This window comes from Tamlana crocina (assembly GCF_012037625.1).
Genome location: NZ_JAAVJS010000256.1, coordinates 1 through 441, shown reverse-complemented (window position 1 = coordinate 441; position 441 = coordinate 1). Strand labels below are relative to the sequence as shown.

At 41.7% G+C, this 441-nt stretch carries 1 protein-coding gene; it reads left to right on the top strand.

Annotation, left to right across the window (positions count from 1 at the left end):
- A partial coding sequence (locus tag HC176_RS16605; protein WP_167920115.1) for a YciE/YciF ferroxidase family protein occupies positions 1-398 on the top strand: 398 nt, incomplete at its 5' end.
- Positions 399-441 lie beyond the last annotated feature (43 nt).

Below are 441 nucleotides of genomic sequence, written 5' to 3'. Positions count from 1 at the left end.
AAAAGAATGCAAGTGATGATAAGCTAAAGAAAGCATTTGAGAAACACCTAAAAGAAACCGAAGGCCATATCAAGCGCCTGGAGGAGATCACCGAAAAATTAGGCATCAAACCTACAGGGGAAACCTGCAAAGCGATGAAAGGACTTATAAAAGAAGCAGAATCCTTTCTGGAAGAAGATACGGAAAAAGATGTACGTGATGCCGGTCTTATTGCTGAAGCCCAGCGTGTAGAACATTACGAGATCTCGGCTTATGGTACTGCCGTGAGATATGCGAAGGAATTAGGACATGATGACATCGCAAAGAAGTTGCAAAAAACTTTGGATGAAGAGTACAAAACCGATGATCTTCTAACAGAAATGGCCGAAGACAGGCTCAATAGAAAAGCAAAAGCCTGATCTTAAGGAAAATATATCAAAAAATCCGCCTCTGTTAGGCGGG